The sequence below is a fragment of the Peptoniphilaceae bacterium AMB_02 genome (assembly GCA_036321625.1).
GTDB lineage: Bacteria > Bacillota > Clostridia > Tissierellales > Peptoniphilaceae > Microaceticoccus > Microaceticoccus formicicus.
On sequence record CP143259.1, the window covers coordinates 2,205,029 to 2,220,645 of the forward strand.

13 protein-coding genes and 3 tRNA genes are annotated in these 15,617 nt (G+C 39.0%); 3 read left to right on the forward strand and 13 right to left on the reverse strand.

What is annotated here, in order from left to right; genetic code table 11:
• Positions 1–14: 14 nt before the first annotated feature.
• From VZL98_10445 to VZL98_10490, 10 genes are all read right to left on the reverse strand, one after another.
• Positions 15–90: transfer RNA gene (locus tag VZL98_10445), tRNA-Arg, on the reverse strand.
• On the reverse strand, positions 81–872 hold the full coding sequence (locus VZL98_10450) for a metallophosphoesterase (GenBank protein WVH63104.1): 792 nt from the start codon (positions 870–872) through the stop codon (positions 81–83). The genes VZL98_10445 and VZL98_10450 overlap by 10 nt, the downstream gene beginning before the upstream one ends.
• 104 nt (positions 873–976) lie before the next feature.
• Entirely contained in the window at positions 977–2,173 is a 1,197-nt protein-coding gene (gene ilvA / locus VZL98_10455; GenBank protein ID WVH63105.1) for a threonine ammonia-lyase, read from the reverse strand.
• A gap of 93 nt (positions 2,174–2,266) precedes the next feature.
• The gene (ilvD, locus tag VZL98_10460; GenBank protein WVH63106.1) at positions 2,267–3,931 is read right to left on the reverse strand and encodes a dihydroxy-acid dehydratase; all 1,665 of its coding nucleotides are present in this window, start codon (positions 3,929–3,931) and stop codon (positions 2,267–2,269) included.
• Positions 3,918–4,916 (reverse strand): ketol-acid reductoisomerase, encoded by a 999-nt coding sequence (gene ilvC / locus VZL98_10465; GenBank protein ID WVH63107.1) that lies wholly within the window; start codon positions 4,914–4,916, stop codon positions 3,918–3,920. The genes ilvD and ilvC overlap by 14 nt, the downstream gene beginning before the upstream one ends.
• Entirely contained in the window at positions 4,917–5,447 is a 531-nt protein-coding gene (ilvN, locus tag VZL98_10470; protein WVH63108.1) for an acetolactate synthase small subunit, read from the reverse strand. It lies immediately after the preceding gene.
• An 11-nt stretch (positions 5,448–5,458) separates the two neighbouring features.
• On the reverse strand, positions 5,459–7,111 hold the full coding sequence (gene ilvB / locus VZL98_10475) for a biosynthetic-type acetolactate synthase large subunit (protein ID WVH63109.1): 1,653 nt from the start codon (positions 7,109–7,111) through the stop codon (positions 5,459–5,461).
• Positions 7,112–7,439: 328 nt separating this feature from the next.
• Positions 7,440–7,808: a rhodanese-like domain-containing protein gene (locus VZL98_10480; protein WVH63110.1), complete on the reverse strand. Its 369-nt coding sequence runs from the start codon at positions 7,806–7,808 to the stop codon at positions 7,440–7,442.
• A gap of 726 nt (positions 7,809–8,534) precedes the next feature.
• Positions 8,535–8,618, reverse strand: a tRNA-Leu gene (locus VZL98_10485).
• Between the two features lie 5 nt (positions 8,619–8,623).
• A tRNA-His gene (locus VZL98_10490) sits at positions 8,624–8,700 on the reverse strand.
• 202 nt (positions 8,701–8,902) lie between these two features.
• Here VZL98_10490 and VZL98_10495 point away from each other — a divergent pair.
• The 3 genes from VZL98_10495 to VZL98_10505 are packed head-to-tail and all read left to right on the forward strand — an operon-like array spanning position 8,903 to position 13,712.
• Positions 8,903–9,634 carry a vitamin B12 dependent-methionine synthase activation domain-containing protein gene (locus VZL98_10495; protein ID WVH63111.1) on the forward strand — a complete coding sequence of 244 codons (732 nt, stop codon included), beginning with the start codon at positions 8,903–8,905 and terminating at the stop codon, positions 9,632–9,634.
• Positions 9,618–11,966 (forward strand): homocysteine S-methyltransferase family protein, encoded by a 2,349-nt coding sequence (locus VZL98_10500; GenBank protein WVH63112.1) that lies wholly within the window; start codon positions 9,618–9,620, stop codon positions 11,964–11,966. Before VZL98_10495 ends, VZL98_10500 begins: the two co-directional genes overlap by 17 nt.
• Before the next feature lie 9 nt (positions 11,967–11,975).
• Positions 11,976–13,712 (forward strand): bifunctional homocysteine S-methyltransferase/methylenetetrahydrofolate reductase, encoded by a 1,737-nt coding sequence (locus tag VZL98_10505; protein WVH63113.1) that lies wholly within the window; start codon positions 11,976–11,978, stop codon positions 13,710–13,712.
• A gap of 71 nt (positions 13,713–13,783) precedes the next feature.
• Here the strand turns inward: VZL98_10505 and VZL98_10510 are convergent, their stop codons facing one another.
• From VZL98_10510 to VZL98_10520, 3 genes are read right to left on the reverse strand one after another with little or no spacing between them, the layout of a single operon-like run.
• Positions 13,784–14,203, reverse strand: coding sequence for a hypothetical protein (locus VZL98_10510; GenBank protein ID WVH63114.1), 420 nt, complete (start codon positions 14,201–14,203; stop codon positions 13,784–13,786).
• A gap of 4 nt (positions 14,204–14,207) precedes the next feature.
• Entirely contained in the window at positions 14,208–15,170 is a 963-nt protein-coding gene (locus VZL98_10515) for an aromatic ring-hydroxylating dioxygenase subunit alpha (protein ID WVH63115.1), read from the reverse strand.
• 15 nt (positions 15,171–15,185) lie between these two features.
• Positions 15,186–15,605: a MarR family transcriptional regulator gene (locus VZL98_10520; GenBank protein WVH63116.1), complete on the reverse strand. Its 420-nt coding sequence runs from the start codon at positions 15,603–15,605 to the stop codon at positions 15,186–15,188.
• Positions 15,606–15,617: the final 12 nt, after the last annotated feature.

Sequence of the window (15,617 nt, forward strand, 5' to 3'; positions counted from 1 at the left end):
TCAAGCTTTCTTTATGGCGCGCCAGAGAGGAATCGAACCCCCAACACTCGGTTCCGAAGACCGATGCTCTATCCGTTGAGCTACTGGCGCTCATTTTCTATTGTTATTAGGCTTATTTGGACGGGGTTTAGGGCTCTTAGTGGTAGTCTACTGTTTCCGAGGCCGCTGTCTACATGGAGTATTGTTCCCGTTTCCAGTTCGTAGAGGCCTTTTATATACTTGGGAAAGGGAAACTGGTTGGGTACGTAGATTGCTCCTATTAAGGGGAATCTTACTTGACCGCCATGTGTATGCCCTGAAAGTACCAAGTCGTCGTCTTTTGTGACCTCGTTCACTATGAGATTTGGTGCATGTGAAAGTATAAGGTTGAAATTGTTTGGATCGAAGGAGTTTCTAATCTCAGAAAGTCTGGGATTATAATGCTCAAGTCCGATGACATTGATTGTGTTTCCTTTGATTTCTATGGTTTCAACTTTATTGTCCAAGTATATTATTGCACTTTCTTCTATAATTTTCAAATATTTTTCCAGATGAGGCTCTCCTTCTTCGTGATTGCCTAAAATAGCGTATGTTTGAAATTTCTGTCTGGATATCATGTCTATAATATTTTTTACCGGAGACAGGTTTTTTTCGGCCATGTCGCCTGTTATTACTGCAAAGTCCGGGTTTAAGTCTTGTATTAAGGACTCCAGTTCTAATATATCTATCGCTTTGTTGGAGTGGAAATCAGTTATTTGAAGTATTTTAACAGGTTCTTTGATTTTCTTGGAGCTTAGTTTCACTTCGTTTATTTTAATTCTCTTGTTTTGGTTCCTTATATAATGTGATGTGACCGCAATTAATGCAGTTATACCTATCAGTTCTCTATACATATGCCCTCATTGTCTTTTCTTCTATGTTTTATATACTCAATTATAGCATGAATTCTACTTCAAACAAAAAAATAGTAGGACTTAAGACTAAGCCCTACATATTCTTATTCACAAATTTTAAATCCTTCCCCTTCGAGAGCTTTTTTGACTTGATCCAAGTGTTTATGATCCTTGGTCTCCATGGATAGGTTTAAGAAACATCCATTAATCGGCATATTTCTGCCTCCAGGTGTATAGTAAACAGAGATTACATTTGCTCCTTGCTCGGCAACAATTGTCGATACTGTTTTAAGTTGTCCAGGCTTGTCTATAAGCTCGATGGTTAGGTTGGTTCTTCTTCCTGATGTCAAAAGACCTCTTTCAATGACTCTCGAAAGGATGTTTACGTCTATGTTTCCTCCGGAGATTATGGCACAGACTTTTTTGCCTGCTACCGGCAGTTTATTGAACATTAAAGCCGCTACTGAAACAGCTCCTGCTCCTTCAGCTACGAGTTTTTGTCTCTCCATAAGTGTTAGTATTGCCGTTGCTATCTGGTCTTCAGTGACGGTTACTATGTCGTCTACGTATTTTGAACAGATATCATAAGTAATTTCTCCAGGACTTTTTACTGCTATACCATCTGCAAAAGTAGAAACTCCTTCTGTTGTTATAAGTTCCTTTTCGTGGAAGGAACGGACCATTGCATCTGCTCTTTCAGCTTGCACTCCGTACACTTTACAGTTCGGTCTCATTGCCTTAATTGCGAATGCAACCCCGGATATTAGACCTCCTCCACCTATTGGAACGACTACTGCTTCTACATCGGGCAACTGCTCCATAAGTTCAAGTGCTACTGTTGATTGTCCAGCTATTACATCTTCATCGTCAAATGGATGAAGGAATAGACAATTATTCTCCTCACTGTATTTTATGGCTTCTGCATAGGCATCATCATAAACTCCATCTACGAGTACAACTTCGGCACCCAGAGCTCTTGTCGCCTCTATTTTTGAGATCGGTGCAGTTGCCGGTAGGAATATTATCGCTTTTATACCGAATCCTCTGGCAGCAAGTGCAACGCCTTGAGCGTGGTTTCCTGCCGAACAAGCTACAACAGGTTTTTCTCTCTCCTCGGGAGTCAATGTGGACATTTTATAATGTGCTCCTCTGACCTTGAAAGATCCCGTCTTTTGCAGATTTTCAGTTTTCAAAAAGACTTCACAGTTTCTGGACAGAAGTGGAGAATAGATTAAGTCAGTTTTTCTAACTACATTTCTAAGTTCTGCTCCCGCTAAGTATACTTTATCTAGTGTTAACATTTAATCACTTCCTAATTTTTTTAAGTTTTGAGTTTCCATAGATCCTGTTACTAAATTTAGCAGGTTTCCTTCTCCCACTTCTAATCTACAGATCTATTCGAGTACAGCTCCCTTATCAGCGGAACTTACGTGTTTTACATATCTTTTCATAAATCCGGTAACTTCTCTTTGCTCTCTAATATGGATTTCTTTCTTTCTATTTTCCAGTTCTTCATCAGAGATTAGGAGTTCTAGTTTATTATTTGGTATATCTATTTCGATTTTATCATTTTCCATTACATATGCTATTGGACCTGAGCTCTGTGCCTCCGGTGATATATGCCCTATCGCAGCACCTCTGGTAGCTCCTGAGAATCTTCCGTCGGTAATGAGCGCAACCTGATCATCCAGTTTCATTCCGGCAATTGCAGAGGTTGGAGATAGCATCTCTCTCATTCCTGGTCCTCCTGCAGGTCCTTCATACCTTATTACTACAACATCTCCGCCTTCAATTTTACCACCGTAGATTGCAGCGACAGCTTCCTCTTCCGAATCAAATACTCTTGCTCTTCCAACAAAGTTAAGCATTGATTCCTTTACAGCAGACCTTTTTACAACCGCGCCATTTGGTGCAAGATTACCGAATAATGCAGCCAGTCCACCGGATTTTGAATACGGATTGTCCATCGGTCTAATGACGCTCTCATCTCTATTTGGGAATGATGGCAGTATTTCGTCAAATGTCATACCAAGAACCGAGATTGCAGATCCGTCTATAAGACCTTTTTCATGAAGTACATTCATAACTGCATATACTCCACCTGCTCTTTCCAAATCCTGCATATGATGACAGCCTGCCGGTGCCAGTTTACAGAGATTAGGAGTCACTTCACTCACTTCGTTGATGGTGTTAAGGTCAATGTCCACACCGAGTTCATTAGCGAGTGCAAATAGGTGTAGAACTGAGTTTGTAGAGCATCCGAGTGCCATATCAACTGTTAGTGCATTTCTAAGAGATTTTTCATTTAAAATATCTGAAGGTCTAATGTCTTTTTCCAGTACTTCCATTATCTTTCTTCCTGCCAGTTTTGCCATACGAATTCGTTTTGCGTACACTGCAGGAACAGTTCCGTTTCCGGGTAGTGCCATTCCCAAGACTTCACTTAAACAGTTCATGGAGTTTGCCGTAAACATTCCCGAGCATGAACCGCAGCCGGGACATGCATTTTCTTCTAATTGATAGAGTTCTTTTTCGCTCATGCTTCCGGCATGAAAAGCTCCAACACCTTCAAATACTGTATTTAGGTCGGTTCCGTCTATTGACAACATCGGACCCCCTGAAATAAAAATCGAAGGGATGTTAAGCCTTGCAGCTGCCATGAGCATTCCGGGAACTACTTTGTCACAGTTCGGAATAAACACGAGTGCATCCAGTGCATGTGCTCTAACCATGCATTCGGTCGTATCGGCGATTAGCTCTCTGGATGGCAGGGAGTACTTCATGCCCTCATGCCCCATTGCCAGTCCATCACATACACCGATGGTATTGAATTCCATAGGAGTTCCTCCTGCCATGAGGATTCCCTCTTTGACTGCAGCTGCTATGGTCTTTAGATGTATGTGACCTGGGACTATCTCGTTAAAAGAGTTAACGACACCGATTAGAGGTCTTTTCATCTGCTCGTCATCATAGCCCATTGCCTTCATTAAGGCTCTTTTCGGACTACTGGAGATATCTCCTAATTTTAATCCGTCTTTTCTTAATCTATTTTTGTTCATCTTGCCAACTCATTTTTGCTCTTAAGTCTTTACCTACTTTCTCAACCAATAATTCTGATTCTTCTTCTCTTCTCTTTGTGAATGTAGGTCTTCCTTGTTTATTTTCTTCTATCCAGTTTTTAGCAAATTCTCCTGATTGGATTTCACTAAGTACTTTTTTCATCTCTTTTTTGGTCTCGTCGGTGATTATTCTGTCTCCAACTGCATAATCTCCGTATTCTGCAGTATCACTGATTGAGTATCTCATGTAGGATAATCCGCCTTTTACTACCAAGTCGATTATGAGTTTCATTTCATGTACACATTCGAAGTATGCTGATTCCGGTTGGTATCCTGCTTCAACAAGTGTGTCAAAACCGGCTTTCATAAGAGCTGTAACTCCACCGCATAGTACGGCTTGTTCACCGAATAAATCCGTTTCGGTTTCTTCTTTAAATGTGGTTTCAAGTACTCCGGCTCTAGCTCCACCGATACCTGCAGCATATGCAAGTGCCAAGTCTTTTGCATTTCCGGATGCATCTTGATATACAGCTACCAGACAAGGAACTCCTTTACCTTCAAGGTACTGACTTCTTACTGTATGTCCCGGTCCTTTAGGCGCAATCATAATTACATTTATATCACTTGGTGGAACAATTTGTTTAAAGTGAATATTAAATCCATGTGCAAATGCAAGTGTCATGCCTTCTCTTAGGTTCGGTTCAACTTTTTCTTTATATAGAACCGCCATCTTCTCATCATTTACAAGCATGATTACTATGTCCGCTTTTCTAACTGCTTCATCTGAATTAAGTACTTCGAATCCGTCTTCTCTAGCTCTTTCCGCCGAGGAGGATCCTTCATAAAGTCCGATTACTACATTAACTCCACTATCTCTAAGGTTTAAAGCATGTGCATGACCTTGAGATCCATAACCTATAACTGCTACAGTTTTTCCTTCCAATAATAATTCATTACAATCCTTCTCATAATACATTTTTGCCATTTAATATTCCTCCTCTAATTTGTCTAAATATAATGCACTGAGTTCATTACTTCCGTCTTTTGTAAGGGATAATGAGCCAGATCTACATAGTTCAAGTATTCCAAATGGAATACACTTTCTCATAAATTCATCGATTTTTTCACTGCTTCCTGTCATGTCCACTATTATAAAGTCTTTACCCAAATCCATGACTTTTGCACCATAAACATTTAAAAGGGCTGCGATATCCGAATTGCCTTCAGCTCCGGTCTTTAACTTTAGGAGTAGATGCTCAACGGAGACCGCGTTTTCATCTTCGATTATCTTTGCCATCTTTACATCATGAAGTTTGTTTAGCTGTTTTACAACCTGTGTCTTCATGTACTCGTCACCACTGGACACTATTGTCATCCTCGAGTACCTCGGATCTTCCGTCTCTCCTACTGTAAGTGAGTCGATATTATAACCGCGCTTGTTGTAAAGACCTGCTATCCTGTTAAGAACTCCATAATGGTTATTTACCAATAATCCAATAATAAATTTCTTTGCCATCTTTTCTCTCCTTAATCAACTACCAGATCTTTAAATGATCCGCCTGCGGGAATCATAGGTAGTACAAGCTCATCAATATCTATCATACATTCCAGTAAGAAAGGTCCGTCTTTTGGAAGACCGCCATCGAGTACATCTGTAAGCTCCTCCATGCTAGTAACTCTTGCCCCGTCTGCACCAAAGGCTTTAGCCAATTTTTCAAAATCAGTTCCACGGTTTAAAGTGGTTGAAGAGTATCTGCTCTCATAAAACATGTTTTGCCATTGTCTTACCATTCCAAGTGTATTGTTATTGAACAATACTATTAGAATTGGAAGCCTTTGAGAAACTGCAGTTGCAAGTTCATTTAAATTCATACCGAAGCTGCCGTCACCGGTAAATAGAATTGTTCTTCTTCTATTATTTGCAACGCATCCACCAATCGCAGCTCCAAGTCCATACCCCATCGTACCAAGTCCCCCGGATGTCAACAGGGTTCTAGGTTCTCTAAATCTATAATGCTGCATGGTCCACATCTGATGCTGACCGACGTCGGTTGCTACTACGGTATCTGGTTTAACAAAATTGTTTACCATCCGAATAATATTTCTAGGCACAAATCCTCCAGGTTTTCTGGGGGTATCATCAATACTTTTTTGTTTTACGAGTTTCCCGGTCCAGCTGCTATGATCCAGTTTGGGTAGGTTTGCTATTAAGTCACCAACTATTTCACCGGCATCCCCGCATAATTCCACGATACCCGGTATGTTTTTCCCGAACTCGGCCTCGTCAATGTCTATATGAATTATTTTACAGTTCTTTCTGTATTCATCAACATTTCCCGTAGCTCTGTCGCTGAATCTAACTCCTATTCCGATAAGTAAATCGGCTTCAGCCTGTGCGATTATGGAAGCCAGTCTTCCGTGCATGCCGGTCATTCCCATGTTTAATTCGTATGAACCCGGAACAGCCGTCAATCCCATCATGCTAAGTCCAATGGGAGCATCTATTTTCTGCGATAATTCTACGATTTTGTTGCCCATATCGGATGCTATTGCCCCACCACCACAGTAGATATACGGCCTTTTACTATCTTTTATAAGTTCAAGTGCTTCTGTTATATCGTAAGGTTTTTTCTTTTTCCTTTTTTTAATCTCTGCAGAGCCTGCATATTCACACATTGCCTGCTGTGTACTCTTAGGAATGTCAATAAGTACAGGTCCTTTTCTACCCGACTGAGCAATCTCAAAAGCTTCGGTAATTATATTCTCAAGTTCACATACATCCCTTGCAATATAACTATGCTTTACTATCGGCAGTGTGATTCCAACGATATCTACCTCTTGAAAACTGTCCTTTCCAAGCATTGATTCAGCAACATTTCCCGTGATTGCAACCATGGGTACTGAATCAAGATAAGCATTTGCAATTCCGGTTACAAGATTCGTAGCTCCCGGACCACTTGTAGCAATAACAACTCCTGTTTTCCCTGTAACCCTTGCATACCCGTCAGCTGCATGGCTTGCACCCTGTTCATGTGCAGTGATAATATGATCTATTCGATCTGAACATTTATACAATTCATCGTAGATATCTAAAACCGCTCCTCCGGGAAACCCAAAGACCGTGGTTACTCCATGTCGGATTAATTCTTCTACTAGAATCCGTGCTCCCTTAGTTATCATAATACTCCTCCTTATATAAAAAAGACCTTACAGCGTTAGCCGTAAGGTCCGGATAGAATAATCCTATACCCCTAAATCAGCGCAACGCCAATAAGCATTATCTTTAATAATGATAATGCTAATCACGACGATGATTAGGGTTACACTGGTTAGAGTTGTCATTTTTATTATCTCCTTAAATTTGAATATATATTGTAATTTATCATATAATTATTTACTTGTCAACTTAATTTCGAATCTTTTTATTGCTTTCATATATTCATATGCTATTGACTTTGTGGATAAAACCAAAAAAGTAAATTAGTAAATACATCTGTATCAGTAAAACCTATTTTAGATCTCCCTTCCACTTGCTTATGGAACCTAGATGATAGACATTTGAATAGCCTTCCTTAAGCAAAGCCTTCTCAAAAGCAAGGGCTCGACTACCGGATCTGCAGTATACAATAATAGGAGCATCTTTTTTACCCGGAAGTTTAGGATCCGGAATAGGACTACCTACAGGGATATTTATGCTCCCGGGAATATGCCCTGATTTATACTCACTTTGTGTCCTAACATCTACAATAGTCGCTCCAGAATTATAAAGAGCCTTCGCCGTATCTCCATCAATCGATTTGATATTTTTAGGTCTCATAGCTTTATATACTATGTATCCAATAATTATCAACGCCAGCAAAACAAAACCATATTTCATTATTGCACCTTCTCTCTACTTTAAAATAAACTTTAGATTTTAATAATAATACCCATTCTTGAGCCAATTAATCATTTTTGTTATGGATTTAATATATAACTTTAGCTATTTAATTGTTTGAATTGAATGGGTTTTACGATGGAGTTGGATAGTTGTGGGATAGTTGTGAGTTTTAAATACATAGGTAGTTGTCGATTGTGAGGATTGGTCTTAGAGAGCCTCCATCTTTTGGCAGTCGAATTCATGCCAATCACTTAGTTCTTGGGAATTCTTTGCATGAAACCTACCAGAATTTCGAAATGCATCTCAATTGGTTAGGTTTTTAAGGGAGGTGGGTTTGTGAATCAAACTCGGAGGGAGAGAAATATAAATAGCGACATCTTCTCGTCTCAACATTAAAAATCTTACTTCTGTCCTATCATAAAAAAGTACAAACGTGGAAGTATGGGGATAGTTTTCAGTCTGACAGTAGTTAGTCGTGAGTTTAAATATAGCAGTAGAATTCTGCGAATTCTTTTGATTGTATGTCTCTCCCTCAGTCAGCGGAGCTGACAGCTCCCTCGTCAGATGGAGCCAGTAAAACGAATTCTACTGCCAAAAGATGGAGAAATAATAAAAGCGACATTCCCACGTCGCTACATTAAAAATCTAATTTCTAACATTATATTTCAAATATCCAATTTAAAACATAAAAAAACACCCTCGTTATCGAGGATGCTTCTTAAATGGTGCGGGAAAGAGGACTTGAACCCCCACGTCAATGACACTAGATCCTAAGTCTAGCGCGTCTGCCAATTCCGCCATTCCCGCATGTATGGGGTGGATGATGGGATTCGAACCCACGACCTCCAGAGCCACAATCTGGCGCCCTAACCAACTAGGCCACACCCACCATACTATTTGCTGCTGCGATTATTGATTATATCAAATAGTTTTGGTCCTGTCAAATAATTTTAGTAAATTATTTTAACATAAGTTTTATATAGGTTTAACCCGTGGTTACATTAATATTATATACATTTTTACGAATGAGTCAAGTATTTTTTTTAATTTGGGAATATTAATAAGCTATGCTATAATCAGTTAATAACATCATGAGTAAACGTATTAAAGTAATAGAAAGTTATGAGGCTTCGGATATGGAATTTGGAAATCATATTTTAAAACCAAAAATGAATATTTCAGAGATTTTGGCCATCCTAGGTTATGCTTCGGATAAGGATGACTCCTATTTAAATGAGATTGAATCTACATACGAGTCCGTATATGACAGGGCGAATATAAAGTATGTTTACAGACAGTTTCCATTTGACTCCGGCGAGCTATCCATACCGGGACTAAATTTTGATTATCCTGATTTTAGGGAATTATTTAAAGATTGTAATGCTTGTATTTTAATTGCACTTACTCTTGGACTTAGCATAGATGAGTATATAAGAAAGACTCAGATTTTGGACTTGGCGGGTGCTCTCATTGTAGATGCATGTGCAAGTTCTATGATTGAATCTGTTGCAGATGAAGTTTACTCAAAGCTTAGATCCGAGTATTTGATTTCTAATATCCATTTTACAGAAAGATTTTCTCCTGGTTACGGGGAGGTTCCCATCGAGATAAATCGTCCTATATCACAGCTTTTAAACACTGAGAGGCGGATTGGCTTGAAGGTGGCTGATTCAGGATTAATGCTACCACGCAAATCTATAATTGCCGTTTGGGGACTGTGTGACGAGCCTTCTAAATATACATATGACAGATGTTCTGATTGTAGGCTTAGGTTTGAATGTAAGTTAAAGGAAAGTGGTGAATACTGTGCTAGAAAAAAATAGTTTTGTCTTTTTAGACGGTGCTATGGGTACCATGCTGCAAAAGACAAATTTAGATATAAGTCAAAGACCTGAGGTCTTCAATATAACAAGTCCTGACGAGATTATTAAAATCCACAAGGACTACATAGATTCAGGTGCCGAGATTATATATACGAATACATTTGGTGCAAATAGGTTTAAACTCGCAGGTACCGGATATTCTACTGAAGAAATCGTAAAAGCTGCGGTAGATAATGCTCTGACTGCAGCGAAAGATAGAGATGTAAAGGTTGCTCTTGATATCGGTCCCTTAGGCGAGATGATGGAGCCAAGCGGACCTCTTAAGTTTGAGACTGCCTATGAAACATTTAAAGAAATTATTATTGCCGGAGCTTCTCAAGGTGCGGATCTTATAATTTTCGAGACGATGACCGATCTTTATGAGCTTAAGGCTGCAATACTGGCAGCTAGTGAAAATTCAGACCTGCCCATTTTGACTACGATGACTTTTGAGGCGAATGGAAGGACATTTACGGGTGTGCCTCCCGTTTGTTTTGCAAAACTTGCCGATAGACTTGGCGTTACTGCTCTTGGTGTCAACTGTTCTCTGGGACCTGTTGAGCTCTACCCCATTGTCGAAGAACTTTCCAAGCACACTAATCTACCCTTAATAGTTAAGGCGAATGCCGGACTACCGGATCCCGTAACGGGAAAATACGATTTGACCAGTGAAGTCTTTGCAGATGCAATGAGTAAGCTGTCAAATCTTGGCGTAAAGTATTTTGGAGGATGCTGTGGCACTGATCCTGTTTATATTTCAGAGATGAAAAACGCGATTTCAGACCTTGTGTATACTCCCAATACCAATCCCGAGTTGCCGTTCTTCTCATCATCAACGAGGGGTGTTTTCGTCGATGATATCAGGATTGTAGGAGAGCGAATAAACCCTACGGGAAAAGCTGATATTCAAAATGCACTTAAGACTAAAGACCTTAGTTATATACTAAGGGAAGCCGCTCTACAGGCTGAAAGCGGAGCTTCTGTATTGGATGTAAACGCAGGTTTCCCGGACGTAGATGAAGCTGAGATGCTTCCAATGGCTATCAAAGAAATCCAGAGCATAACGGACTGTCCAATACAAATTGATTCGTCCAATTCAACTGCAATGGAAAAGGCACTTAGAGTCTATAATGGCTGCCCAATTATCAATTCAGTAAATGGTACGGAAAAATCCATGAATGAAATACTCCCTCTTGCTGCCAAGTATGGAGCCTCACTGGTAGTCTTGACTCTGGACGATGAAGGTATTCCAAAAACGGCTGAGAAGAGAGTGGAAATCGCGGAGAAGATTATCAAAAGAGCAGCTGATTTGGGAATTGGTACTGAGAGATTATTTGTAGATGCCCTAACTCTGACCGCAAGTGCCGAGCAAGAAGCCGTTACAGAAACTCTAAAGGCAATGAGGCTGCTTAAAGATAAATACGGAGTAAAACTGACTCTTGGAGTGTCTAATATCTCCTTTGGCTTACCCAATAGGGATTTGCTGAATAGTACTTTTATGACTTTAGCTCTTGCCAATGGTCTGGATCTACCCATTATAGATCCTCTAAAACCCGAAATGATGAACGCAATTAATGCGTTTAGAGTTTTGAGCGGACACGATAAGGGTTCCACTGATTTTATAGAAATCTATGCTGATTGTAAGAATTTAAAGCCGGAAGTATTAAACACTTCTGAGGACATTTTTTCTGCAATCTCCAAAGGTTTGAAAAGCGAAACGGAAGTACTTACACATGAACTACTAAAGACAAATTCTGAGATGGATATCATAGAAAAGTACTTAATTCCGGCACTGGATTTGGTTGGAGAAGACTACGAGAAGGGAGTTATCTATCTCCCTCAACTCATAAGATCGGCCAGCGCATCTCAAGTCGCTTTCGATATACTAAAAAAACAAATGCAAACTTCTGATAAAAACCCTATATCCAAAGGCAAGATACTGGTTGCAACCGTAAAGGGAGACATCCACGATATAGGTAAAAATATAGTTAAGGTCATCTTGGAAAATTACGGTTACGAATTGATAGATTTGGGCCGTGACGTCGATCCGGAAAGCATAGTTGAAGGAGTTTTATCATCGGATATTGAGCTTGTTGGTCTAAGTGCACTGATGACCACCTCCTTGGAGGCTATGAGGACGACTATTGAAAAGATTAAAAATGCTTCACCGAAAACCAAGGTGATGGTAGGCGGAGCTGTACTTACAGAAGATTATTCAGAGAAAATAGGTGCAGACTTCTATGCTGCCGATGCAAGAGCAGGCGTAGAAATCGCAAGAAAGGTTTTTAAATAGGTTGATAATATGAACAATGATTTATTGATATTTGACGGTGCCATGGGCACCTATTATAGAAATATAGCTAAAAATCCGCTTCCTGAATGTGAGATGGCAAATCTCTTCGACAGAGATACTGTGCTTAAAATCCACCAAGAATATGTAGCTGCCGGTGCAAACGCTATAAAAACCAATACTTTCGGAGCGAATTCCATTTCACTTTCTGCCATGCCGGATATCATCGAAAAGATAATTATTGCTGCCTGCGAACTTGCATTTCAGGTTGCAAAAGAAAATAATGTAAAGGTCTTTGCAGATATTGGTCCTATAGAAGGAGAAGACTCGGAGTCCATAATACAGGAATATAAGAGTATAATAGATATTTTTCTAGACCAGGGGATTGAGAACTTTTTATTTGAAACATTTTCTACGCCTGATTATCTTCATGAGCTTTCTGAGTATATAAGAAGCAAAACAGAGAATCCATTTATTATAGCTTCCTTTGCCATCGGTCCCGATGGATATACCAGATCCAGCTATAATGGCGAAAATCTAATTATGGAAATGGCTGAGCATTTTGATGCTGTGGGCTTTAACTGTGTCTCCGGTCCATATCATCTATTGGAATATGTAAAGAATATAAAACTTCCACTGACCAAGCTTTCAATTATGCCGAATGCGGGTTATCCTACAGTAGTCGGAAATAGAACTTACTATGCCGACAACTCATCGTACTTTGCCAATACTATGACCGAGTTTATGGATCTTGGTTTTGAAATATTGGGAGGATGCTGCGGAACCACTCCGGAACATATACAAAAACTGGCAGATACAGTCAAGAGCAGAGAAACCGAGGCTCCTGTCGTAGTACATTCCAGAAAAACTCAAAGGCTTCATACCGAACCAAGTGAAAATCTATTCTATAAAAAATTACAATCCGGTAAGAGAGTTATAGCCGTCGAATACGATCCTCCTGCCTCTTGTGATATTAAAGAATACATGAACAATGTCAGAAAGCTAAAATCAGTCGGTGTGGATGCGATAACTATAGCCGATTGTCCGGTTGGTCGTGCAAGATACGACAGTTCACTGATGGCTTTTAAAATAAAAAATGAAATAGATATAGATCCCATAGTCCACTTGACTTGTAGAGACAGGAATTTAAATGCCACTAAGGCACTGCTACTTGGACTGAATGTAGAGAATATTCTAAACCTGATTCTAGTTACGGGAGATCCTATTCCAAGTGCACAGAGAGATGAAATAAAGTCGGTATTTAATTTCAATTCCACGCTTTTGACCAAGTACATCAATGAACTCAATGAAAATCTGTTCACCAATAAAATGATAACTTCAGGTGCACTTAATATCAATGCACTTAACTTTGAACATGAACTTAGAAAAGCTAAGAAAAAAGAAGAAATGGGAACTAAAGTATTCTTCACTCAGCCGATATTGTCGCAAAGTGCCCTTGTGAATTTAAAGCTTTCAAAAGAAAATCTGGATGCTAAGTTAATGGGAGGCTTCATACCCATAGTAAGTCACAGGAATGCAGTCTTTATGAATGAGGAGATTGCCGGAATTACAGTCGACACAGATATAATTAAACTCTACGAGAATATAGATGCTGATGAGGCAACCAGGAAGGCTGTGGATTTAACACTTGAATTCATCCAAAAAGCCGAAGATTATTTAGATGGAATTTATTTGATTACCCCCTTTAACAGGGTAGATATTATCGAAAAAATAGTGGATAAATTATAAAATTCCAAGAGATAAAATATCACAAAAACGATGCATTTATCAATCAGTAAAATGCATCGTTTCATTTTGTTTTATGCAAAAGTCTTGATATACTCTTCAATCTTTTCGTCCTCTCCACTACTGTATTGTTTAATGTGTACTATCCGATTCGCATCCTCTATCCCTCTCATTTTGTCCATTTTTGAGGAGACTACCATGTCTACTTTTTCCATCGGTATATTTTCTAAAAACAGTTTTACAGTCGGCGGCATCCTGGAGCCCCATACCGGTGATACCAGTATAAATCTATCGAATTTATCTGTATCATGATAAGTAATTTCCATTTTCTTTTTTCCCTTAGCATATGATTGAAATTTAAAATATGCTTTAAAACCCGTCCAGTCGACATCGTCTTTAATTGGAAAAACTTCTAAATTTAACTTTTCTCCAATCTTCTCGGCAATTCTTTTGCAATTGCCCGTCCTAGTGAAATAATATATTCCTATTTTCATGATTTTACCTCTTTTCCTTTAATTCTTCACGTCTTCTCCTATATTCTATAATAGGTAAATCCCCTTGGACTAAGTTCTCTCCCATTTTTAGTTTAGTAGTCTTTGGTCTTTGAGTAATAACGACTCTTCTGTCCTGTCTTTCTACGATTAAGTTAAATAATTTAGAAGTCCATGCAATAAATCCGTCTATGACTTTTATCCCGGTAAGCCTGTTGTATAATCTGATAATGAGCATGGTATTTTCCTCATCCACAGGAACGAATAATGCAAGTATTTTAACCTTGTCAATAATGAAATTCACCCACATATTTGGGAAGATAAATTTTAAATATGTTCTACCCGGTTTAGTTTCACTCGGTTTTTTTGGTTTTTGTCCCCTATCCACTTCATTGTTCGGACTGAAAATAAGAGTATTATCGTCCTCCCAGTTAATACTTGGTCCATTTACCAGCGTCCTGTTTCCTCTTCCTATGGTATTGTGATGGACAAAGGGCAAGTGAATTACATCTAGCTGGTTTTCTATGACTCTTGAATAGTGAGTGGACCATGGATCGTATAGTTCTGCATCCGAATAATCCTTGTCTAAAAGCTCTTCAAAAAATCTTATTTCTCCCGGTTCATCTTCTCCCCACCATAGAAAAATAATTCCATATACTTCTTTTAATATCAATTTTTTTAGATTGAATCTTTCATAATCTTCATTAGAAGATCTTCCGTTTGCAGGAATAGTCTCACATATACCTTGAGGATTAAACTGGATACCGTGAAAAGGGCATTGTATACAGTCACCTACAATTTTACCCTTACTCAATTTGGCTCCTCTATGACTACACTGATCATAGAAACCGTGTACATTTCCGTCTTTATCTCGAAATAATACAATATCCATACTGAGTCTTTTAATGCCGACAGGTTTGTTTTTTACCTCTTTAGATGTAAGTATGGAATACCATTGATTCCTAATCATCAATTTCTCCTTCCATCAATTTCTTTCTTTAAATAGCATATTTTCAATAATCTTCTTATTAAGTTCCTTGTATACCTTCAGTTCTTCTTGAGTTAAGGAAGAATAGCACTCCTTTTCCCATTCATTCACTATTTTATGAAGCTGCGGAAGATGACCAATTGCACTTTCGGTAAGGTAAAGACCTTTAAATCTTCTATCCTCCTCGCATGTTCGCCTTACTATTAAATCCCTCTCCTCCATTGTAGTTATTAGATTGCTTACATTTGCCTTATCTGTTTGAAGGAATTTGACCACAAAATTCTGAGTTGCGCCGGGTTTTTCTTCTAGAACCATCAATACAACCATCTCTCTCCATATAAATCCGGCATTTTTTAAGCGTTCATCCAACAGAAGCTTACCCATGCGGTTAAGAATGCTGATATCACAGATTAACAAATTGATCCCTCC

Bases quoted from the DNA above. Each gene is read 5' to 3' on its own strand.
- VZL98_10495 (WVH63111.1), top strand. From the start codon at position 8,903: ATGAGTAAACGTATTAAAGTAATAGAAAGTTATGAGGCTTCGGATATG.
- ilvD (WVH63106.1), bottom strand. From the start codon at position 3,931: ATGAACAAAAATAGATTAAGAAAAGACGGATTAAAATTAGGAGATATC.
- ilvN (WVH63108.1), bottom strand. From the start codon at position 5,447: ATGGCAAAGAAATTTATTATTGGATTATTGGTAAATAACCATTATGGA.
- VZL98_10480 (WVH63110.1), bottom strand. From the start codon at position 7,808: ATGAAATATGGTTTTGTTTTGCTGGCGTTGATAATTATTGGATACATA.
- ilvC (WVH63107.1), bottom strand. From the start codon at position 4,916: ATGGCAAAAATGTATTATGAGAAGGATTGTAATGAATTATTATTGGAA.
- VZL98_10450 (WVH63104.1), bottom strand. From the start codon at position 872: ATGTATAGAGAACTGATAGGTATAACTGCATTAATTGCGGTCACATCA.
- ilvB (WVH63109.1), bottom strand. From the start codon at position 7,111: ATGATAACTAAGGGAGCACGGATTCTAGTAGAAGAATTAATCCGACAT.
- VZL98_10510 (WVH63114.1), bottom strand. From the start codon at position 14,203: ATGAAAATAGGAATATATTATTTCACTAGGACGGGCAATTGCAAAAGA.
- ilvA (WVH63105.1), bottom strand. From the start codon at position 2,173: ATGTTAACACTAGATAAAGTATACTTAGCGGGAGCAGAACTTAGAAAT.
- VZL98_10515 (WVH63115.1), bottom strand. From the start codon at position 15,170: ATGATTAGGAATCAATGGTATTCCATACTTACATCTAAAGAGGTAAAA.
- VZL98_10505 (WVH63113.1), top strand. From the start codon at position 11,976: ATGAACAATGATTTATTGATATTTGACGGTGCCATGGGCACCTATTAT.